This is a genomic window from Snodgrassella sp. M0351 (genome assembly GCF_016100575.1).
Classification (GTDB): domain Bacteria; phylum Pseudomonadota; class Gammaproteobacteria; order Burkholderiales; family Neisseriaceae; genus Snodgrassella; species Snodgrassella alvi.
The window spans coordinates 957,216-980,298 of sequence record NZ_JACFSG010000001.1 but is presented as its reverse complement, the minus strand read 5'-3'; the positions used below and the strand labels follow the sequence as shown (position 1 = coordinate 980,298).

Annotated in this window: 20 protein-coding genes; 4 read left to right on the top strand and 16 right to left on the bottom strand. The window is 36.0% G+C overall.

Features of this window, described 5'->3' with window-relative positions:
* Positions 1-207: 207 nt before the first annotated feature.
* From H3V01_RS04400 to H3V01_RS04390, 3 genes are all read left to right on the top strand, one after another.
* Positions 208-1,098, top strand: a complete 891-nt coding sequence (locus H3V01_RS04400; RefSeq protein WP_198186093.1) for a LysR family transcriptional regulator — start codon at positions 208-210, stop codon at positions 1,096-1,098.
* A gap of 166 nt (positions 1,099-1,264) precedes the next feature.
* Positions 1,265-1,984, top strand: a complete 720-nt coding sequence (locus H3V01_RS04395; RefSeq protein WP_198186092.1) for a JAB domain-containing protein — start codon at positions 1,265-1,267, stop codon at positions 1,982-1,984.
* Between the two features lie 15 nt (positions 1,985-1,999).
* Complete coding sequence (locus H3V01_RS04390; protein ID WP_198186091.1) at positions 2,000-2,908, top strand: DUF5655 domain-containing protein; 909 nt, start codon at positions 2,000-2,002, stop codon at positions 2,906-2,908.
* Positions 2,909-3,002: 94 nt separating this feature from the next.
* Here the strand turns inward: H3V01_RS04390 and H3V01_RS04385 are convergent, their stop codons facing one another.
* The 16 genes from H3V01_RS04385 to H3V01_RS04310 form a co-directional block, all read right to left on the bottom strand.
* Positions 3,003-3,836: an HAD family hydrolase gene (locus tag H3V01_RS04385; RefSeq protein ID WP_198186090.1), complete on the bottom strand. Its 834-nt coding sequence runs from the start codon at positions 3,834-3,836 to the stop codon at positions 3,003-3,005.
* A 266-nt stretch (positions 3,837-4,102) separates the two neighbouring features.
* Entirely contained in the window at positions 4,103-5,986 is a 1,884-nt protein-coding gene (locus H3V01_RS04380) for a UvrD-helicase domain-containing protein (protein WP_198186089.1), read from the bottom strand.
* A complete protein-coding gene (locus H3V01_RS04375) occupies positions 5,979-8,279 on the bottom strand; it encodes an AAA family ATPase (RefSeq protein WP_198186088.1) in 2,301 nt (766 codons plus the stop codon). Before H3V01_RS04375 ends, H3V01_RS04380 begins: the two co-directional genes overlap by 8 nt.
* A gap of 439 nt (positions 8,280-8,718) precedes the next feature.
* Positions 8,719-10,284, bottom strand: a complete 1,566-nt coding sequence (gene guaA, locus H3V01_RS04370) for a glutamine-hydrolyzing GMP synthase (protein WP_198186087.1) — start codon at positions 10,282-10,284, stop codon at positions 8,719-8,721.
* Between the two features lie 183 nt (positions 10,285-10,467).
* Positions 10,468-11,034 (bottom strand): hypothetical protein, encoded by a 567-nt coding sequence (locus H3V01_RS04365; protein WP_198186086.1) that lies wholly within the window; start codon positions 11,032-11,034, stop codon positions 10,468-10,470.
* Between the two features lie 165 nt (positions 11,035-11,199).
* Positions 11,200-11,706, bottom strand: a complete 507-nt coding sequence (locus H3V01_RS04360; RefSeq protein WP_198186085.1) for a hypothetical protein — start codon at positions 11,704-11,706, stop codon at positions 11,200-11,202.
* A gap of 297 nt (positions 11,707-12,003) precedes the next feature.
* A protein-coding gene (locus H3V01_RS04355; protein WP_370570114.1) for an IS3 family transposase occupies positions 12,004-13,085 on the bottom strand; the annotation gives its coding sequence in 2 pieces (ribosomal slippage) (positions 12,004-12,842 and positions 12,842-13,085; 1,083 coding nt in all).
* 129 nt (positions 13,086-13,214) lie between these two features.
* Entirely contained in the window at positions 13,215-13,748 is a 534-nt protein-coding gene (locus H3V01_RS04350) for a hypothetical protein (protein ID WP_198186084.1), read from the bottom strand.
* Positions 13,749-14,043: 295 nt separating this feature from the next.
* On the bottom strand, positions 14,044-14,559 hold the full coding sequence (locus tag H3V01_RS04345) for a hypothetical protein (protein WP_198186083.1): 516 nt from the start codon (positions 14,557-14,559) through the stop codon (positions 14,044-14,046).
* 107 nt (positions 14,560-14,666) lie between these two features.
* On the bottom strand, positions 14,667-14,924 hold the full coding sequence (locus H3V01_RS04340) for a hypothetical protein (protein ID WP_198186082.1): 258 nt from the start codon (positions 14,922-14,924) through the stop codon (positions 14,667-14,669).
* Positions 14,925-15,245: 321 nt separating this feature from the next.
* Entirely contained in the window at positions 15,246-15,692 is a 447-nt protein-coding gene (gene smpB, locus H3V01_RS04335) for an SsrA-binding protein SmpB (protein ID WP_025330778.1), read from the bottom strand.
* Between the two features lie 136 nt (positions 15,693-15,828).
* Positions 15,829-17,169 (bottom strand): MFS transporter, encoded by a 1,341-nt coding sequence (locus tag H3V01_RS04330; protein WP_198186081.1) that lies wholly within the window; start codon positions 17,167-17,169, stop codon positions 15,829-15,831.
* A 94-nt stretch (positions 17,170-17,263) separates the two neighbouring features.
* Complete coding sequence (ilvC, locus tag H3V01_RS04325; protein WP_025330776.1) at positions 17,264-18,280, bottom strand: ketol-acid reductoisomerase; 1,017 nt, start codon at positions 18,278-18,280, stop codon at positions 17,264-17,266.
* 87 nt (positions 18,281-18,367) lie between these two features.
* On the bottom strand, positions 18,368-18,859 hold the full coding sequence (gene ilvN / locus H3V01_RS04320; protein ID WP_025331818.1) for an acetolactate synthase small subunit: 492 nt from the start codon (positions 18,857-18,859) through the stop codon (positions 18,368-18,370).
* 12 nt (positions 18,860-18,871) lie between these two features.
* Positions 18,872-20,596 (bottom strand): biosynthetic-type acetolactate synthase large subunit, encoded by a 1,725-nt coding sequence (ilvB, locus tag H3V01_RS04315; RefSeq protein ID WP_078474874.1) that lies wholly within the window; start codon positions 20,594-20,596, stop codon positions 18,872-18,874.
* Between the two features lie 389 nt (positions 20,597-20,985).
* Positions 20,986-21,843 carry a chorismate mutase gene (locus H3V01_RS04310; RefSeq protein WP_084547321.1) on the bottom strand — a complete coding sequence of 286 codons (858 nt, stop codon included), beginning with the start codon at positions 21,841-21,843 and terminating at the stop codon, positions 20,986-20,988.
* Between the two features lie 240 nt (positions 21,844-22,083).
* Here H3V01_RS04310 and H3V01_RS04305 point away from each other — a divergent pair, with 240 nt between their 5' ends.
* A complete protein-coding gene (locus H3V01_RS04305; RefSeq protein ID WP_198186080.1) occupies positions 22,084-23,082 on the top strand; it encodes an HlyD family secretion protein in 999 nt (332 codons plus the stop codon).
* Position 23,083 lies beyond the last annotated feature (1 nt).

The window sequence follows — 23,083 nt, the reverse complement described above, 5'->3', positions numbered from 1 at the left end:
CAGATAGAGTTTGACCTGATATACGAACCTAAAAGATCGGCAATTGTGCACATCCGGCTGAAAACAGATTGTATTGAGTTGTTATAAATCTGCTTTTAAACATAGTTATTAGCTTGGTGAAAGCAGCGTTAATTCAGTATACTTTGCGAAAATAGACAGATATATAGCTAAATCTGGTAACTGGTTTTCCAGAATCGGAAATCAAATATGAACAAAAAACTATGCTGGGATGATACTAAAGTATTTCTGGCAATCGTACGTGAAGGCACATTGAGTGGTGCTGCAAAGACATTAAAACTTGGCATTGCTACAACTTACCGCCGTCTGGAACGTATGGAAGAGGTACTGGGATATCGGTTATTTATCCGCGATCAGCAAGGGTATAAGCTAACAGATGAAGGCAGAATACTCGTTTCGCAGGCAGAAATACTGGAACAGGCCGGACACGCGTTTGATGCCATGGCTACCGGTGTCAATGCCGGTGTCAGCGGGCACGTACGTTTGGCTACGGCTCAGGGGCTGGCTGATCATCTTATTATTCCGGCTTTACCCAAGCTATATTCAGCACATCCTGATTTAACCCTGGAACTGGTTACTGGAGTATCAACTATCAATCTGCAAAGAAGAGACGCTGATATGGCCTTGCGTCTGGTTCGCCCGGAGCAGGGTAAAGTAACCATCCGCCGTTTAGGCGAGCTTGGTTTTGGTTTGTATGCCTCTGAAAGCTATTTACAGCGCAAACCGTTAAACAAAGAAGAAACAATGTTAAAAAATGCTGATTTTATTGGCTGGCCGGAAACACACCAGAACTTGCCGGCTGCAAAGTGGATAGAAAAAAACAGCCGTGGTAAAACCTGTTGTCTGACTGCCGGCAGCATGTCTGCACATATCAGTGCAGTTGAAGCAGGTATCGGAATGGGTGTCTTACCGAATTTTATTGCTTTAACCAAAAATCTGAATTGTGTTCGCAACGATATTGGCTGCAATCAACCCATTTGGCTAGTCATCCACTCCGACCTTACTAACTCCCGAAGAATAAGAGTGGTAGCTGATTTTCTGAGTAATTTGGTGCAAGAAAATAAAACTCGGCTTGGTTGAGCGGCCTATCCAGACAACAGATTTATTTCTTCACAACTCATTAAATTAATCAATTAATATGCAAAAATACAAACAATATATCATTGGTTTAGCAAATGCTGTTTACTTATAATAATGAGTAAACTATGTTATATTTTAGGTTAATGCTCTTAACTATAAACGATGTATGGATATTAAACTTGGCAAAAACGATAAGCGTTATATAGAAGGTTCAGATGATGTATTCAGCATCATGCAACGCGTACTTCTTCGTGAAAATAAGATAGACAAAGAAAAAGAGCATTTCTGGATTATCGGCATGAACGAAGCAGGATATATCCTCTATATCGAATTAATTGCTTTAGGTTCAGTAAAGGCTGTGAATATAGAGCCCATGAATGTATATCGTGTTGCGGTTATGAAAAATGCGACACGTGTTATTGCTATTCACAATCATCCGACTGGACGCTTAGCTCCTTCCAAGGCAGATTTAGATATCACTGATCGTCTTATCCAGGTAGGCCGTATACTTAATATTGCACTCGTTGATCATCTTATAATCAGCACAGAAGCCTATGAAAGTTTCAGAAGCATGGGCATTATGGATGATTTAGAGAAAAGTCTTACCTATGTCCCGACTTATCAGGTGGTTGAGCAGATTAGGAAAGAAGAGAAGAAGATTGCCAGGGATAAAGTAAAATTGGCAAATGATAAAACTAAGGCTGCTAAAGAAGAAACAAAAGTAGAACGAGAGAGAAGAGAAAAATTAGAGTTTGCTATGGTTTCAACATTGATTGATAAAAATGTTTCTATTGAAGATATAGCAAAGATTATGGAAGTTACACCCAAAGCAGTCGAAAGTATAGTTAATAAATTTAACTTTCTCGCAAGTAACAAGGCAAAATAATTGGAAGAATAGATAATGCAAATTTTCTCAAATAAAAATAGTAAATTGAAAATTTTAAAAGAAAAACCATTTAAATTAGAAAAAGAAATTCAGTCGTTATTTGAAGAAAATTTGGAGACGATCAGTAATTTAAAATTTGTTAAGTCTGAATTTGTTATTAAAGATTATCGTATTGATACTCTGGCCTATGATACTGAAGCTAATGCGTTCGTAATTATTGAATATAAAAGGGAGCGTAATTTTAGTGTTATTGATCAAGGTATTACCTATTTAAATCTAATGCTGGAATACCAAGCCAATTTTATTGTTGAATATAATGAGTCTTGCCAAGAAAATTTAAAGCGCAATCAGATTGATTGGTCACAAAGTAAAATTATTTTTGTTTCATCTGCATTTACTGACTATCAAAAACAATCAACTAATTTTAAAGACTTAGCCATTGAACTTTGGGAAATAAGACGATTTGAAAATGATTTGGTTTCAATCAACCCGATTAAAAAATCCAAATCAGCTCCAAGCATTAAGAAAGTCCAACAAGCTAAAGATTCTGCTCTCGCAAAAGTAACTAAAGAGCTAGTTGTTTATGATGAAGATTATCATTTGAAAGACAGGGCAGATGATATTCTAGAACTCTATGAAAGTTTTAAGAATGCTATATTAATTTTATCACCGGATTTAGAAATATCACCTAAAAAATTTTATTTAGCCTTTAAACAAAATAAAAATAATATCGTCTCTATACGCCTGCAAAATAAATCGTTAAAAATTTGGATAAATGCTAAAAAAGGTAACCTCGATGATCCTAAAAAATTGACCAAAGATGTGTCAAATGTAGGACACTGGGCGACAGGGGATTATGAATTAACCGTTAGTGATACAAAAAATTTAGAATATATTATGAGTTTAGTAAAACAGGTATTGTAAGATATAAAATTCCAGACTTAGGTTATAAGTGGAATACTTTATTATTCAATTTTAATAATAACATACCCTATAAAATTAAATAATTAAATATAACCTATAACTTTGCAAGTATATTATCTGATGCTATTTTATCTATCATAGCCATAACAGCTTTTTCAATATCTGACTCATTTGTATAGTCTGCAGGTAATGCTAAAGTAGCACGACCTTCTTCTATCAGTTTTTTAGCTTTTCCCAAAGCTCCTCTTTTTCCTTTATGATAAACAGCTATTGAATGTCCTCCGAGATCTTTTACTAATCGCATACATGGTATATCAGTTTCTCCATCTCCAATAAATACCATGTTTTTAAACGGAACAGGTCGTTCATTATGGGGCGTAAATTTATTTATAACACTATTGTCATGTTCATCTAAACTATTTTTATTTATACGAAATAAGTATTGAGTTTTAGTCGTATAATTTACAGCTAAGGCTGGCCAATATGCAATTTGATTATGATCAAACATAAAACCTGAGGCATAAATTTTACTAAAATATTTAGCAATTGATGTACCTTGTATCATTTCACGTAATCCAGATGAAATAATATAATGTTTAACGTCTATCCCCTTTTTTTTGCCATACTCATTTATTCGATCAAACCAGGTATCAACTCCTGGAAAAAATTCAATATTCTTACCAAAATCTGCAAAATTCTGTTTACTAATTGGAATTCCTTTTTGGTTAGCTTCTTCTATCATTAAGCGCATATATGCGAGTATTTCATCTGCTTGATGTTTTTTAGCCGATTCCTTTGCTTTTTGCCAAAATTCTTTAGGTGTTACACCTAATTTAGGTACAAAATTATATTCTTGCATATTGCCTGGTGATAAGGTACCATCAAAATCATATATAAGAACAAATGGTGCTTTTTTTCTTCTAGGCATGATTAAACTTCCTTATATCTTATCCTGTAATGTTTTGTATATATAGGTTAGCTAATCATTATTCAAGCAATTTAAATATGGATTTATTGATAAAATATGTATTATTTTTATTAAATATTGTAAATATTCTATTGTTAGTATAAAACCAAGTAGCAAATAATGCTATTTGTTTTAGATTGAACGGGCGTCATATTATTTAATGCTTCATACAGTTTTTCTGTGCTCACATCTCTAACAGTAAATCCAGTTTATTAAAATAGTTTAAATTATAAAATAGTGATTTCGTCTTGAATAAACCATTGTTTTTGTATTATATTTTCTTTGAGTAAATCTGGTGAATTTGTATAGGTGACTAGTGCCAGACTTTCTTTTGCTCGTGTACATGTTACATAAAATAGACGCCTAGTTCTTTGTAAGTCAGTTTCCTTACCATCTATTTGATTTTTAAGATCTGTTTCACTTTCAGGAACAACACCAAATAACTTCTCATACGAAGCACTCAGTGCTCCACGACCTCTTTTTTTATAATCATTCATGATAATCATCACTCTATCAAACTCAAGGCCTTTTACTCCATGATGTGTTGCATAAGGTGTTTCATCATTGATATATTTTGTGTAGTTAATTAACTGTTGATATGGAACTGTCAAAAATTTTATCCAAACTGTTTCTTTTTCTTGCTCTTCTTTTTCTTGTGTTTGCATGTCTCCATTATTTTGATATACCTGTAATGCTTCTTCTAATTTAGGTGGTATTGTAAAAATTTTTTCTTCTTCAAGTATTGTTAAAACGTCTAAAAATTTTAAATCACTATTATAGGAAAATAAATTTGCTAGTTTCTGAACGGACTTTTTTATATCTGAAAGCGTTTCAGTTGTAACATTTTCAGCTAATGTTAAAGAGCTTTCAATTCCTTTTAAAATAGTCGATGAATTTCTAATTAATTCTATGACTGAGAAATTATCATTTTGTGAAAGAGCTTCCTTTAACGGAGTTATTAATTTTGAAAAAAAAGACAATTCTGAAATAGAGCCTTCAAGTATTAATGATTTATATTTCTCATCAGCATAAAAAATATCGTATAATTCAATAAAACCTTGTTGAATTGCTGCCATTCGATGTTCTAAATATAATTTTTTGACTTCATCCTTTTTATTCCATAGTCCATCCTTAGTTATTTCAGCCATTTTACGACAAATTTTGACTTCATTTTCTAATGTATTATTAGCAGTATTCTTTAAAATAAATAAATGAACATTGCCACCTAGTTTATCATCTCTTGGATGCTGTTCTATTTTATCGCTTTCGAATCGAATATTATTAGCTAAATCGATAATTCGCTTCTGACTTCGATGATTCATCTTTTTTTGTGGTGTTGCCCAATGACTTTTAATACATGAGGGTAAATCATGCTTTCCTTGTGAATAAATCCTTTGCATATCATCGCCTATTAATCCTAATAAAAAATTAGAATGGAAGTTATTTTCAAGTTCTAACAAAGCCTCTATAAGTTCCTTATGAGTATCTTGGCTTTCATCAATAAGTAAAAACGGATATTTTTGAACAAATATAGACTGAAATATTGGTTTATTTTTTATAAAATGAGTAGTAAGATTAATCACCTCAGTATGATTCAAAGAGTCTTTTCTAAATTGAGTATTAGAGTTAGGGTTATAGGTAAACTCATAAATAGAATCAAGCTCTGTTAGTCTTTTCTCAGCTTTGTCTAGGCTATACACATTGTTTCTATATAGCTTTGTATTTGTGTTTTTTGTGCCTTCAATTTTTTCACTCAACGCTTGAATTTTATCTTTTAAATCATTTTTTAAAAATTCTCGAATATCATTGTTAAATCCCTGTATAACTGACCAGCAAAAACCATGAATGGTTGCTATATGAAAAATTGGATCTTCATTAGTTCGATGTTTAATTTCATCGCAAGCAGCGTTAGTGAATGTAATAACACCAACATATTTTCCTTGTGATAAAAAAATATTTTTATAGCTATTTTTTATATAGTTTAAAGCGTTAACTAAAGAGCGAGTTTTACCTGAACCAGCTCCAGCAAATAGAAAAAAACTTCTAGGTGAAACCAGATCTAAACAATTCTCTATTTCTTTTTCTACTTCATCATCAAGATTATTATTCATTAGCTTGCTCCTGCGTTTTAGTTTCTTTCTTTTTAAGTCTGTTATTTAACCAATTCAATCCAAGTTCGATATATTTAGGCGGATTAAGCGTGTAATTTGTATCACAAATAAAGAGTAATTCTAAAGCAAGTTCTGCTTTTGTAATTTTGCTTAGTCCTTCAATTAATTTATCGTTAGGGTTTAATCTGGTATAAAATGCTTTCATTAATGTAGTAAGATTATTAAAATCATTACAATCTTTAACAACTTTTTTTAATTGGCTTTTTTCTTGGGTTGGTAAGGTGTCCATTTTTTTTGGTAATTGAGCAATAAACTCTAAGTTATTAATAAGAAGCGCATCTTCAAATGTTCTGGGAATTGTTTGCCCAATGAATTTTTTATTAAATCCTCCATCTAAACGTGAAAAATCAACATCTATTTCTTGTTGAAAAGCGAAATACACTTCAGATGAGGTGGATGATAATTTTTTAATCCGTTCTTCTTCTTTTAAGTTAATTAATATATCAATTGTTTTTTTCTTTTCATTATCGTCAAATAGCCAAGCATTAATCACTGGATTTGAGGAGATTTGTTCCTTTGTTTTTTGTGGTAGCTGTTTGTTTCCATTTTGATCAGCGGAGTCTAAATCTGTAATAATTAATGTATCAATGCCAAGAATTTCAATGAGTGGACGGAAAATATGAACATAATCACCCTCAATTTCAATATAGGAAATATAACGACGATATAGCTCCTTAAAGCGATCTTTAATGAATTGTGGAATTAATAGTTTTTCAGCCTTTCCTTCCAGCATTATCAGTGCATCCGCAAAAAATATATCACAGTGATGAAGTTTCAAATAACGAGCGGCAAAGCGCTTACCTGCATCTTGTGAATTAAAATAATTGGAAAGATTTTTGACTTGAGTTAATGGTATCTCGCTAGCATTATTAGAGGTAAATCGATCAAAATAACGTAAACAAGCAAAGTCTACCTCATGAACAATGTGCGAGGAGTGTGTTGTTACAAGCATCTGTGTACATAAAGATTTATCTATATGTTTATAACGTTCTTTTATTACACTATCTTCAGTATTTTTATAACGTGTAAGTAAATTATATGAGTTGTTAATAAATACCAGTTGTGCTTGTGCATGTAAATGAGCTTCGGGTTCCTCAATAATAACAAAATGTAAGCGTTTTATATGTTCCTTTTGCTCTTTAGATTTTCCAATTCCTAACCATTCATCACGCTGCTTAATAAGCTTAACAGTCATCGCAATAATATTTTGATACCCAAGCCCCAGATAATTTTCAGGAAGTGATAGATCATTGATTTTGTAGTTTAAAGCAGATGAATGATTAATAAAACTACTAAGTATTCCTATCTTAGTTTTGATTTCAATATCAGGGTCTGCAATACTTGGATAACCTAGAGATTTTATTTCTTCAAATAAAGATTCTAATTTAGTTTCTAGCATTTTATTAAAGTTATTTTGTGAATCCTGTATCGCTGTTATAGCATCAAAATCTCTATCATCTGTTGGTGATTTCTCAGGGTTTATTATTGTGTCGTAATATTGCCTGATTTGGGCTGCTGGTTTTTCTATATCATTTAATTTGTCAGAGTCATCGGATACTTCACGTTGTGCAGGAATAAAATCAAATTTTATTAAATCATGTATATTAAATCCCTGAACAATGAAATCAGATTTTTTTCTAACTTCTTTGCTTTCGTTGTCTATATCTAAGAGGTATGTATTTATTGTAAAAAAAGAATTTAACTCGTTGGATAAAAAATCTACCAAATTGGAAGGCCAAAGAGTAACCTTTTTATCTTGTGCATCTATTGCATTCAATCTTTTTTCAACAAATACTTTTCTTAACTCTTCAATAGAATCTGCTTCATAGCATAGACGAACACCTAATATACCTGCTTGCCAATCTAAACTGGGAATAATTTTAATAACATGATGAATTTCATTTTTTGGAACATCGATTAGTATATCTAAAGAAGGGAAATAGCTGATAAACTCTTGGTAACTTTTCTGAATATCTTCATCTGATATTTCCTTTTTGTCATATTTCACCCATTTTTCACCAATTTGGTTTATTTTTTTATGATTAATCAATGTAATATCATTCATTTTTATTTGTTTTCTACCATCTTTGGATAAAAAACATTTTAAAGCATGGGATGCAGAGGTTTTACCACTATTATTAGCTCCAACAAAAATAGTTTTTTCATTTGCAATATCTATTTGTGCATCAAATAATCGTCTAAAATTGGTTATCTTGAATGATATTATTTTCATTATTTCAATCCACTGTCGTTTTACTAAATTGATGGAGATGATTATCTTGAACAATGGTAAAAATGAATTATTGAACTAACGCCTTGCATACTAATTTATATAATCTCTCTATATTCATTAATATTGTAATTAATCCAAATGAGAACAAATCAGACTTAGAAACAATAATGCATAATTCATCATAAACCAAAATTTTATGGACTTAACTCTTAGATTAAATGCCTTAAATTTGGTTTTAATCAATATATCTCTGTAATTGTGAACTATAAAAATATAGCATATCACAATATATTAAAAATTTTTACAATTTTTTATTGTAAAAATTTAAAACATTTGTTGGTTTAATATGGATTAAAAACTAAAAAGCCAGTGATCTTAATTATATTCACTGGCTTAAACAGATATTAACGAACTATTTTGTATTTTGAAATCTGTGTATTTATTCCCACTCAATAGTGGCTGGCGGTTTGCCGCTGACATCGTAAACGACACGGTTAATGCCGCGTACTTCGTTGATGATGCGATTGGAAACGCGGCCGAGCAGGTCGTAGGGCAGGTGTGCCCAGTGTGCTGTCATGAAATCGCTGGTAATTACTGCTCGCAGGGCTACTACGTATTCATAGGTGCGACCGTCTCCCATTACACCTACGGATTTTACCGGCAGAAATACAGCAAAAGCCTGACTGGTTTTATCATACCAGGATACACCGTCTTCATCGCAGGTATTACGCAACTCTTCAATGAATATATGGTCGGCACGGCGCAGTAAATCGGCGTATTCGCGTTTTACTTCACCCAGAATTCGCACGCCCAGGCCCGGACCGGGGAAGGGGTGACGGTAAACCATATCACGAGGTAATCCCAGTGCAACGCCCAGTTCGCGCACTTCATCTTTGAACAAATCGCGCAATGGTTCCAGCAATTGCAGATTAAGGGTTTCGGGCAGACCGCCTACATTATGATGGCTTTTAATAGCATGTGCTTTTTTGGTTTTAGCACCGGCGCTTTCGATTACATCGGGGTAGATGGTGCCTTGTGCCAGCCATTTTGCATTTTGACGTTTGCCGGCTTCTTGCTGAAAGACTTCGACAAATTCGGCTCCAATGATTTTACGTTTACGTTCAGGATCGGTTTCACCAGCAAGTTTGGCGAGAAAATCGGCAGAGGCATCAATGTGAATTACATTGACGCCAAGGTTTTTGCCGAACATATCCATAACCATTTGCGCTTCCTGATAACGTAACAGGCCATGATCTACAAATACGCAGGTGAGCTGGTCGCCAATGGCGCGATGAATCAGTGCCGCAGCTACTGATGAGTCTACTCCACCGGAAAGGCCAAGAATAACTTCATCGGAACCAACCTGTTCGCGAATTTTGATAATGGCTTCTTCGATATAGTTAGGCATAGTCCAGCTGGGTTTGGCCTGACAGATATCAAGTACAAAGCGGTTGATTAGTTCACGTCCCTGTTTGGTATGGGTAACTTCAGGATGAAACTGAACTCCGTAAAAATGTTTGTGCGGGTTTTCAATGATTGCATACGGACAGCTTGGTGTATGTCCGATACTTTTAAACCCTTCTGGCAGTTTGCTTACTTTATCGCCATGGCTCATCCACACATCCAGTGTGTTAGGCTGGTTATCAAAAATGCCATTGGTAAACTGGCTGTCTTCTGTATGTACTTGAGCATAACCGAATTCTCGCTGATCGCCACCGCTGACTTCGCCGCCCATGGTATGTGCCAGCCATTGCATGCCATAACAGATGCCAAGAATGGGTATACCGAGATTGAGAATTTCCGGGTTAGCCTGATAGTCTGATTCATAAACTGAATTGGGACCACCGGACAGGATAATGCCTTTAGGGGCGAATGCCTTGATATCTTCAATAGGCATGTCAAATGAATGTAATTCACAATAAACATGAGCTTCACGTACGCGCCGGGCGATAAGCTGGGTTACTTGTGAACCAAAATCGAGAATTAATATTTTATCCTGATTCATGCTAGGCTCTTGACAGGTTTTATGTATGAAACCAGTTATTTTAACACTTTTCCGGTTTTATTTCTGCAAGTGCTTTGTTCTGGAAAAAACAGTTTTTGAAAACCAGACATCAGATTTGGATAAAGATATTTAATAAATTGATTTATGATTGTATGTTAGGTTATCTGCTCAGAATATTAGTGGTTATATTGCTGTACTCACACATTTTAATGATTCTCTTTTTTCTTTTGCAAAAGATTTCAGAATATTGATAAAGTTGTTTTGATAGTCGTAATCAGCGATATTTTCTACAATTCCGTCACTAAATTGTATATAAAAGTGTATATCTTCTTTTATATTTGAGTTTTTATTAAATGTCATAACAAATTCAAAGGCTTTTATATTGTCAGGATAATTTTCGCTGGAGATTAATGCATTAGCTTTGATTATATGTTGAACAAATACAATAGATTCCAGATAAGATATATCTATTTTTTCATTTTCTACATAGATTGCATCTGGTGTGAAAAGAACCCTTTTAATTAATTCATTAGTTTTTTTGAATTTAATAACTGCAGGGATTACTATAAATAGAAGAATTGTTGACCAAAACCAAAAGTATTGCCCAAAAACGAAAGGAATCAAATAAGCACAAAAATAAATAAAGTAAACGAAATAATTAATATGTGCAAAAAGTTTATTAGAGGTAAATTTTTTAGATTCACTTCTCCATTCTTGCATGACTTTTAAATTTTGTGCTTGGTCATTCATAAAATCTCTTTCTTGGATTCTGCATGATTTAAAATTTACAGGATAGATTTTTATAAAGTTTGATGCAATAGATAAAGTGGTTTGATTTTTAAGTAAAATATGTTGGTGGATATTATTTTTCTTATTCAGATTCTACCAGCATGAATAATTTATTATTCAGAAATATTAGATTGCTTTACCAGAATCTTTTAGTATCTCTCTTCTTTCTTTTGCTAAATTTTCCAGAATAGTGATAAAATGGTCTTCAAAGTTATAATACTGATATCTTCGTCGAAATGATTTACCAAATGCCATGTAAAAATATATTTCTTCTTTAATTATTGGATTTTCAGTAAATTTTATGCAAAATTTACATGTAGACCCTTTATATGGAGAGTATACATGATTAATAAACGTAATTGATTTAAGATAGCAGATGTCTATTTTTTTTTCTTCTATATAAATTGCTTTTAATGAGAAATTAATTTGTTTAATATTTTTTCTTTGAGTTTTATAGAGTTTCCAGAATATAAAAGTCACTACTGCTGTAAATAAAGCTATTGATATGATAAAAAAATCTTGATCTTTAAATGATATATTTGATAGATATATAAAACAAACATAAGCACTTAAAGCTGTAAAAAACAAATAAATATATGCATAATCATTTGAACAACAATGCCATTCTTGCATGAGTTGTAAATATCTGGATCGGTCATTCATAAAATTTAAGTACTCAGTTTTCTTAAATTAGGTATGGAATGTTAGTAGTGCTTGCTTATATTGATGGAGCTATACAATTTTAACACAATTTAACTTTTTTGTATCTGGTTAAATTATTAAATTCAATGTGATTTAAAGTGTATAGGAGCGGTTTTAATGTAGTTTGATGCAATAGGTAAATTAGTAATATGGCTTGATTTATAAGTTAAAAATATGTTGGTGGATATTGTAAATACCCCATTGTTAGCACACAAACCAAGTAGAAAATCATGCTATTTGTTTCATATTTCTATATTCAATGGGTGTCATATTATTTAATGCTTCATGCGGTCTTTCTGTGTTATATATTTCTAACCATTCTTCGGTTATTTTTCTTGCTTGTTCCAGATTTTTAAATATATACAAATCTAATACCTCCGTTCGATATGTGCGGTTAAATCGTTCTATGTAGCCGTTTTGATAAGGACTACCAGGTTTAATGTAATCTATGCTTATTCCATGTGATTTTGCCCAGCTTGTGAATCTGTTTGAGGTAAATTCTGTGCCATTATCAACTCGTATTTTTAATGGATAACCGTAATATTGAGCCAGTCTATCTAAATAACGGGTAATTCTACCTGCCGATAAACTGACCGCAATATCAATGCCTAATGCCTCACGATTAAAGTCATCAATAACATTAAAGGTTCTAAATCTACGATGATTTTCAGAACGATCACTCATAAAATCCATTGACCAACATTCTCCCAGACGACTTGGTACTGATAATGGTTGTGGATAACGCTGGGGTAATCGTTTATTTCGTTTCGAACGAATGTTGAGTTTTAATTGACAATAAACCCGATAAACCCGTTTATGATTCCACTTATATCCTAGTTTCCTGATTCGATGAAAACACTTAGGAAATCCCCAACGTAAATGCTTGTCTGTTATTGACTTAAGTAACGAAATAATCATAGAGTCATCTGCCGATTTAGGTTGGTAGTAGTAAGCACAGCGACTTAAATTCACAATAGTGCAACTCATTTTAATTGTTACACAGTATTGTGACTGAAGTGTTTGTGCCCAACACTTACGAACTGCCGTCGGCACTATAGCTTTTTTATTATTTCTTGCTGAAGCTGAGAGGTTAAGCTTAATTCGGCATACATTTGTTTGAGTTTACGATTTTCAGCTTCCAGCTGTTTTAAGCACTTAATATCCGAAGATTGCATACCGCCATATTTATCCCGCCATTTATAAAAAGTAGAAACGGCCATACCATATTTACGGCAAAGCTCTTTGACAGAGATGCCAACTTCAGCTTCATTTAAAATAGATACAATTTGATGCTCTGAAAATTTTTTCATATTGAAATTCTCCTTAAAAATATCATAGAGAATTTTCTACTTTCTTGCTGTACTATTTTAGGGGATAGTTACAATATTATTTTCCTTATTCAGAATCTACCTGCATGAATAACTTATTTTTCAGTAAAATTAGATCGCTTTACCGGAATCTTTTAGTAGCTCTCTTCTTTCTTTTGCTAAATCTTCCAGAATAGTGATGAAACAATCTTCAAAATTATAATCCTGATACTTCCATCGAAATGGCTTACCGAATTCCATGTAAAAATATATATCTTCTTTAATTACTCGGTTTTCAGTAAATCTTATGCAGAACTTAAATGTAGACCCTCTATTATAAGTAGGGTATTTAAGTTTAATAAATGTAATTGATTTAAGATAAGATATATCTATTTTTTTGTTTTCTATATAAATTGCTTTTGGTGTGAAATAAACCTGTTTAATTTTTTTTCTTTTAGCTTTAAAAAGTTTCCAGAAAAAAAAAGTACTTATTGCTGCAAGTAAAGCTATTAATGTGTTTAAAATTTGATCTTCAAATAATATATCTAACTGTTGATCTTTTAATATTATATTTAATAGGTACATAAGGCAAATATAAGCACCCGTAGCTCCAAAATACAAATGAATAAATGCATGATATCTTGAACAACAATGCCATTCTTTCATGATTTTTAAATATTGGGATCGGTCATTCATAAAATTTGAATATACAGTTTTTTAAATTAGGTATGGAATGTTATTAAGGGTGTTTGCTTATATTGATGTAGCAATACTATTTTAACATAATTTAACTTTTTTGTCTGGTGAAATTATAAAATTCAACGTGATTTAAAGTGCACAGGAGCGGTTTTTATGTAATTAGATGCAATGAGTAAAGTAATTATGTGATTTGATTTTTAAATAAAAATATGTTGGTAGATATTATTTTCCTTATTCAGATTCTACCAGCATGAATAACTTGTCATTCAGAAATATTAGATGCTTTACCAGAATTTTTTAGTAGCTCTCTTCGTTCTTTTGCTATAGTTTCCAGAATAGTAATAAAGCGGTTTTGATAGTCATAATCTTCATTCCATTCAAATAGTCTATTACCAAATGCCATGTAAAAATATACATCATCTTTAATTACTGGGTTTTTGGTAAATTTTATGCAGAACGTAAATAGAGCTTTATTTAAACTAGGGTATGGTTGTTCAATCAATGTAACAGATTCAAGATAAGATATATCAATTTTTTTATCTTCTATATAAATGTCTTTTGATGTGAAGTAAACCTGTTTAATATTATTTCTTTTAGTTTTAAAGAGTTTCCATAAAAAAAGTGTACTAATTGCTGCAAGTAAAACTGTTATTATGCTAAAGTTCGGATATTTAAATAATATATTCATTAGGTACAAAAAACAAATATAAGCACCTACAGATCCAAAATATAAATAAATAAATGCATAGGCTCTTGAACAACAATACCATTCATGCATGATTTTAAAATCTTGTGGTCGGCCATTCATAAAATTTGAATAAACAGTTTTCTTAAATTAAGTATGGAGTCTGATGGTAAATAAAATATTTATTTAATAATTCATGTTTACCGGCATTTTCGCGGACTTTTTCCTTTTAGTTCTTCATTTGTCCTGGTATCATAAATCCGGACTGTGGCTTTAGGAAATGCCTTACATAGTACAATTTTTGAGCGATAAATTCCTGATCCGTGAGCCAGCATTTGTACTTTAGGCGCCAGGTCGTTACCATTTTCATCCAATGCAACGAGACGGTAATCTCCGTTTAATGTCATACAGCCGTTTAGCAATAAAATTATTGATAGCAGACCGATTTTCTTCATCATTACACACCCTGTATTGTTAATAATGCTTGCCTGTATTGATACAGTAATACAAGTTTAACATAATTTAACTTTTTTATGTCTAGTTAAATTTAACTAATTATTATATTAAGAATGGATGTTAAAGGATGATATATAAAATACTGATTTAATAATAGATTATGATTAATTTAATTTGGTTTATATGAAATATGATTTTCTGGAGTTTATTAGCTGTATTATTTTACCAGATAAAAAGAAATGCTTTAATTAGTTTAATTTTTTTATTTATACGGGAAATTAATGAATTTAATTTCCCGTTTTATTATTAATATTTGCCAGGATTTAGCGTGTCTGTTTAAGCAGGCGTTGTTTTTCACGATTCCAGTCTTTTTCTTTACTGCTTTGGCGCTTGTCATGCTGCTTTTTACCTTTGGCCAATCCCATATCGATTTTTACATAACCATGGCTGTAATGCATGTTAACAGGCACAAGGGTATAACCACTGCGTTCTACTTTGCCTATCAGCTTGTTGATTTCTGATTGTTTCAGTAATAGTTTTCGCTGCCGTACGGGATCGGGTTTTACATGATTGGAAGCGGTGGGTAAAGCAGTAATGTGACTGCCAACCAGATAAAAAGCACCTTTTTTCCATTGGATATAGCTTTCTTTGATTTGAACTCGTCCGGCACGAATAGCCTTTACTTCCCAGCCTTCAAGAACAATTCCGGCTTCTATCTGTTCTTCGATAAAGTAATCGTGAAATGCTTTTTTATTGTTGATAATGCTCATTTTAGATATCTGCTACATAGTATTTTTATGTGTATTTTAGCAGAAAGATTTATTATGGAAACAGATTAAGCTAACACTAATGTGAATTAATCGCTAAGATAAAAAACCGATTGGTTAAATCGGTTTTTTATCTGTTTTAATTTTCAATTTCCTGTTTATGTGTTTCTGGTAGCAGTAGTACTGCAATCATACTCAGTATACAGGCGGCAATCAGAAACCAGCCTATATATACTGTACCCTGTAAGCCATATGTTTTAACTATCCATGCTGCAGCAAACGGGGTAAGTGATCCACCCAAAATACCGCCAAAGCTGAAGGAGATAGCTGCACCGGTATATCTTACGTTGGTAGGGAATATTTCAGGTAAGAAAGCCGCTAAAGGTGTCCACAAGATACCCATTATAAACAGTGCAGAGGATAAGAAAATGGCCGCAGTAACACCACTGGCAGAATTGATTAAGTCACCAAAAAAGAAACCGATTATGATTGTGGCTATACCACCAATCAGAAATACCGGGCGACGGCCGATTCTGTCTGAAAGCCATGCAGATATCGGGGAACCGACAGCCATAAATACAATGGCACCCATGAGAATGGATAAATACTCAATTTTATTAAATAATGCTGTACTTTGCCACTCATGCTTTGTAGTAGCATATTGCAAAGAAAATACGGTTGTTAAAAAGAACAGGGTAAAGCACGACGTAGCGGCCAGAGAGCCTAAAAAAAGCTGATTGTAATGTTTGCGTATAGTGTCAGTCAGAGGGATTTTTACAGCACTCTGTCTGGCAACCATGGTACGAAAAGCATTACTTTCAATAATGGACATGCGAACATACATACCCAGACCAACCAGAACAATGCTCAGTAAAAATGGGATACGCCAGCCCCACGACATCATTTGTGCATTATCAAGATTTTTGGATAAAACAATGAAAATCAGGCTGGCAGTAATGAATCCGATAGGAGGCCCGATTTGCGGAAACATCGCAAAAAGAGCACGTTTACCTCTGGGCGCATTTTCGGTAGCCAGTAAAGCGGCTCCGCCCCATTCACCACCTAAGCCAAGACCCTGACAAAAGCGCAGGACGCATAAACAAACTGGTGCAATAATACCTGCCTGCTGATATGTCGGCAGAACACCGATCAGGGTTGTACTGATACCCATTATCAATAATGATGCTATCAGGGTGGTTTTACGGCCAACTTTATCGCCAAAATGTCCGAATAATCCGGCACCAATAGGGCGGGCAACAAAGGCTATTCCAAAAGTAAGAAATGAGGACATGATAGCAATTGCCCGATCTTCGGTTGGAAAAAACAGGTCGCTTAATACGAGTGCAGCAGCAAGTCCGTATATGTAGAAGTCGTAAAACTCTACGGCTGTACCTACGAGGCTGGCAATCGCTACTTTGGCAGGGGAGTTCTGAGTAATTTTGTTTGCAGATTCAGACTGCGGAGCGGGTGGAGTAGTCATATTCTTTCTTGAATTCGGGGTTTAAAAAAAGCTTGTATATGAAAATGCATACACAAGCTTTTTGCTTTGTTACAAACAGACTTAAGCAGCTATATTAGTTTTTATCCTGATCAACCAGTTTGTTTTTGGCAATCCATGGCATCATGCTGCGTAATTGGTTACCAATGATTTCGATTGGATGATCAGCATTCTGGCGACGGCGAGCAGTCATAGACGGATAGTTGGTTGCACCTTCTACGATAAATGATTTGGCATAGTCACCATTCTGAATGCGTTTTAATGCCTCGCGCATAGCCTGACGTGAATGTTCATTTACGACTTGCGGGCCGGTGAAGTATTCGCCGTATTCGGCATTATTGGAAATGGAGTAGTTCATGTTTGCAATACCACCTTCGTAGATTAAATCTACGATCAGTTTCATCTCGTGCAAACATTCAAAATAAGCCATTTCCGGGGCATAGCCTGCTTCTACCAGTGTTTCAAAACCGGTTTTGATTAATTCAACCAGCCCGCCGCACAATACGGCCTGTTCGCCGAAGAGGTCGGTTTCAGTTTCTTCTTTGAAGGTTGTCTGAATCACGCCGCCTTTGGTGCCGCCATTGGCTGCAGCATAGGATAAAGCGATGTCGCGGGCACGACCGGTTGCATCCTGATGTACTGCAATCAGGCTGGGCACACCACCGCCTTTCAGGAATTCACTACGTACTGTGTGACCGGGGCCTTTGGGTGCAATCATCACTACGTCAAGATTTTTGGCCGGAATAATCTGGTTGTAATGAATATTAAAACCATGAGCAAAAGCTACTGTGGCATTGTCTTTCAGATTAGGCGCGATTTCATTCTGATAAACTGCCGGCTGAAATTCGTCAGGTGTCAGAATCATCACTACGTCGGCTGCTTTTGTGGCTTCTGCAACTTCCCGTACGTCATGACCGGCATTTACAGCTTTATGCCAGGAATTACCACTTTTACGCAGCCCGACGATTACGTTTACACCTGAATCTTTCAGGTTGGCAGCGTGAGCATGACCTTGTGAACCATAACCGATGATGGCTACGGTTTTGCCTTTGATTAATGAGAGATCTGCGTCTTTATCGTAATAAACTTGCATTGCTATTCCTTCAATTTAATGTGTTGATTTTTAAAATCAGGGTTTTAATATGTTTTTAGGTCGGATAATGCTTTAAAAATGTCCGGCTTAAATACGTAACATGCGTTCGCCGCGACCTATGCCTGCTGCACCGGTACGTACGGTTTCCAGAATAAGTGTTTTGCCCACGGTATCCAGAAAGGCATCTAGTTTGCTGCTGGTGCCGGTGATTTCTACTGTATAGGTTTTGTCGGTTACATCAATGATGTGTCCGCGGAAGATATCGGTCAGACGCAGTATTTCATCGCGATCCTTGCCAGTAGCACGCAGCTTAACCAGCATTAATTCACGTTCAACGTAGTTGCTATCGTTCAGATCGATAACTTTGATAACTTCTATCAGTTTATTAAGCTGCTTGGTTATCTGTTCCATTACTTTGTTATCGCCGCTGGTGACAATTGTCATTCGTGACAGGGTTTTGTCTTCTGTTGGAGATACGGACAGGGAGTCGATATTGTAAGCACGGGCTGAAAACAGACCAACAATGCGGCTCATAGCTCCGGCCTGATTTTCCATCAGAATAGATAAAATGTGTCTCATGATGTGCTCCGGCTATTCTTCTCTCATATGTGGCGGTAATACCATTTCATCCAGACCTTTACCATTGCCTACCATGGGATAGACATTTTGAGTACGGTCGGTAATGAAATCCATGAATACCAGTCTGTCTTTGAGTGCAATGGCTTCTTTCAGTGCACCTTCGATGTCGGCTGCTTTTTCCACTCTGATGCCAACATGCCCGTAGGCTTCAGCCAGTTTGACAAAGTCAGGCAATGATTCCATATAGGTTTCAGAATAGCGGTTGTCATAATAGAGTTCCTGCCACTGACGAACCATGCCAAGGAAGCCGTTATTAAGATTGATCACTTTAATCGGCAGACGATACTGATAACAGGTGGAAAGTTCCTGGATATTCATTTGTATAGAACCTTCACCGGTAATACAGAATACGTCTTCTTCCGGTTTAGCCAGTTTGGCACCCATAGCATAAGGTAGTCCAACGCCCATTGTGCCCAGCCCGCCGGAGTTTAGCCACTGGCGCGGGCGTATGAATGGATAGTACTGTGCTGTAAACATCTGGTGCTGGCCAACATCCGATGTGATGAGGGCATTGTTGTCGGTCAGTTTTGCCAGTGTCTGGATTACTTGCTGAGGTTTGATAATTTCATCTGAACTTTCAAACCAGATGCTGTCACGGCTGCGCCAGTTTTCGATGTTTTTCCACCATCTGTCCAGTGCATTACTGTTAAAGTTCAGATTCTGCTTCTGCCACAGGGCTAGTAAATCAGCCAGAACGTTTTTAACATCACCAACAATGGGTACGTCTACTTTTACGCGTTTGGCAATGCTGGACGGGTCGATATCAATATGGATGATTTTTTTGCCATCGTCAGTGAATTTATCGGGTACAGAAATAACACGATCATCAAAACGGGCACCGACAGCAAGTACTACATCGGCATTTTGTAAAGCAATATTAGCTTCGTAGCTGCCATGCATACCTACCATGCCAAGAAATTGACGGTTGGTGGCAGGAAATGCGCCTAGTCCCATCAGGGTAGAGACACAAGGTGTACCGGTAGACTGAATAAAATCGGTAAGGATGTTGCTGGCATTACCCAGGATTACGCCTCCGCCGTACAGTACAATTGGTCGTTTAGCTGCAGCCATCACTTGTGCTGCTTTTTTTATCTGACCTGTATGTCCCTGAGTAACGGGCTGGTAGGAGCGGATATTGATGTCTTCCTGCGGATAGCTGAATTTCGCCATTGCCTGGGTCACATCTTTGGGCACATCAATCACTACTACACCGGGTCGGCCGGTACGCGCAATCTGAAAGGCTTTTTTAACTGTTTCTGCAAGCTCACTTACGTGGGTAACCAGAAAATTATGTTTTACACACGGGCGGCTAATGCCGACAGTATCGACTTCCTGAAAGGCATCAGTACCGATAGCAGGTGAGCCAACCTGACCGGATATGACTACGAGCGGGACAGAATCGGAATTGGCGGTGGCTATGCCGGTTATGGCATTGGTAGCACCCGGACCAGATGTTACCAGAGCGACTCCGATTTTTTCTCCGTTGCTGGCGCGTGAGTATGCATCAGCAGCATGAACTGCAGCCTGCTCATGACGGACAAGTATGTGGCGGAATTTTTTTAATTGAAAGATGGCGTCGTAGATTTCGAGAACTGCTCCGCCGGGATATCCGAAAACATATTCTACATTCTCGGCTTTAAGACTCTGCACGAGTATTTGTGCACCTGAAAGTTGCATATCAACCTCTTATGTTCTAGTAGTCCGACTGATACATTGCCAATGCATCTTCATCCGGTAAGATTAATAAGTGTAAACGGCGGTTTAGGGTACGCGAATATACTTATTGTGATGATCTATTGGCTCTGCATCCGGTAGTCGGAATAGCAGGTTTGGGTTAGCTAAATGAGTGTTTACGATAAAACAGGTATAGATGTTAAGCAAGCGCTAATTTTGAAAAGAATGCTAGTTATATGATTATATTAATTTATTTTATGCTAAAGATTTTATATTTTGCGCAATATTATACTTGTTTTAGACAAATTTAACGTTGCAAATGATTAAATTTGTCTAAATTTATAAATAATATATGTTTTTATAAAATTATTTGTTTTGGACTTATTGTCCAGTTAATGTATGACAATATGAGCACCTGCAGCTTGTGCCAGTTGCATAAGTGTTGCACTGTCCATATAGGCATGAGCGAGGCGGGAAATATTGGCCACAATGGGCAAATGAGTAATCTGTCTGGCTTTAACAATGGCTTCTACATCAAGCCGGTAAGGAGCGTTTCGCTCCAGACTTAATGTACCTGCTTCACCCAGCATCAGATGATGATTGCCCTTTAAGGCAATATGCTCAGCTGCAATCAACCATTCATCTACCTGATGATGTTTGTCTTTGCAGAGTACAACCGGAATATTCAGACAGCCTACTTCGTTAAGGAGGGTGCGATTAGACATTAACTCTCCGCCCAGATAGATAATATCTGCTTCTGCCTGTAAAGCCGGTTCTAGCTGGCGCACATCCCTGATACGCAGCCAGACGGGTTTATTGGCTGCATGTGCCTGCTTAATTTGTTGTTGCATGCTGATATTGGTTTGCGGCACTGTCGAATAGGGTGAAAATGCCTGATAAAAAGGATCGATAAAGACATTAGCTCTTTCCGGAAGCCGGGTGCCGCTCATGCTGTCGACTATATGAAAATGGTTGCCGCCAAAGTTCTGTCCTCGTACGGTGATAACTGTATCCTCCGGCTGACTTTCACGGCTGATAATGCGCCAGTCCTGTAGTATGCGCATGGCTTTTTCAACGCCGGCAAGTGCTTCTAGTTCGCGTGGTTCGAAGACTCTTTCATCACCAACAGCTCCGATGATGGTGCGTTCTGCGCCACGGGATAAATGTTCGTGCAATCCGCGTCCACGGATAAAACTGATGACATTGCTGATCTGTGTTTCGGTTGCCTGACGCTGCATTACGATAATCATATCCGAATTCCTTGAAAACAGTATTCTGATTGTCAGAAAAAAACAGAATGCTGACAAGTGGCAATTAGTTGTTTAGCACTCAGAATTTGCTTGGCGCAATTTTCGCAAATATGTAACAGTAATAGTAAACTATTGTTATTGATGAAATGAATGGATATTTTATGTGTTAAATTGTGTGAGCAGGATATGGCGAGTTTCGTGATGCGGAACCAATAAAACAGTTTGTTCAGGGAAAAATAAATGAAAACAAAAAAACTGTTGTTTGTGTTGGTGGTATTGGTATTAGCCGGACTGGCAGTGTGGATTAATATGCGCAGCCATACTGATTTACCTGATGGTTTTGCTGGCGGTAATGGCCGTATGGAACTCAAACGGCTGGATGTGGCTACTTTATATGCTGGTCGTGTCATTGAAATGAAAGTGGATGAAGGTGATGTAGTCGCTAAAGATCAGGTTCTGGCTGAGCTTTCATCTGATCAGACCAGTAGCAAACTGGATGCTGCCCGTGCTGATAAAAAGCGTGCACAGGAAAATGTCTCTAAAGCAGAAGCAGAAATTGCCGCTCAGCAGCAGATACATAAGGTTGCTCAAATGGATCTGGATAATGCGCGTCAGCTTAAATCAGATGAACTGGTTTCTTCACCTGAATTACGCCGGAGAATGGCTGAACGTGATGCTGCAATAGCCAGAGTTAAATCTGCTCAGGCAGCACGCGCTGAGGCTCTGGCAGCAGTACAACAGGCTCAGGCTCAGATTAATGCTACTTCTTCTGCTAATAACGATATGCTGATACGTGCGCCTAAAGCCGGGCGTGTAGAGTATCGTATTGCCGAGGCCGGTAATGTACTGGGTGAAGGTAATAAAGTTGTGTCATTACTTGATCCGTCTGATGTAACGCTGTCGGTGTATTTACCCACAGATACTATTGGAAAATTAAAGCTTGGAGATGAAGCAAGGATTGTTCTGGACGGAATGAGTGCAGTCTGGCCGGCTAAGGTGGATTTTATTGATTCCAATGCTCAGTTTACGCCTAAGTTTGTAGAAACTCAGAATGAACGGCAAAAGCTGATGTATAAGGTTAAGCTGAAAATCCCGCCTGAGATTGCATTGAAATACAGTGGATTGCTTAAAGGCGGGCTGACAGGTAATGGATATATCCGTTTTGATAACAATAAAGCATGGCCGCAGCAATGGCAGGTAAATTTACCCAGTATAAAACAATCTGCCAAAGGTGCCTGAT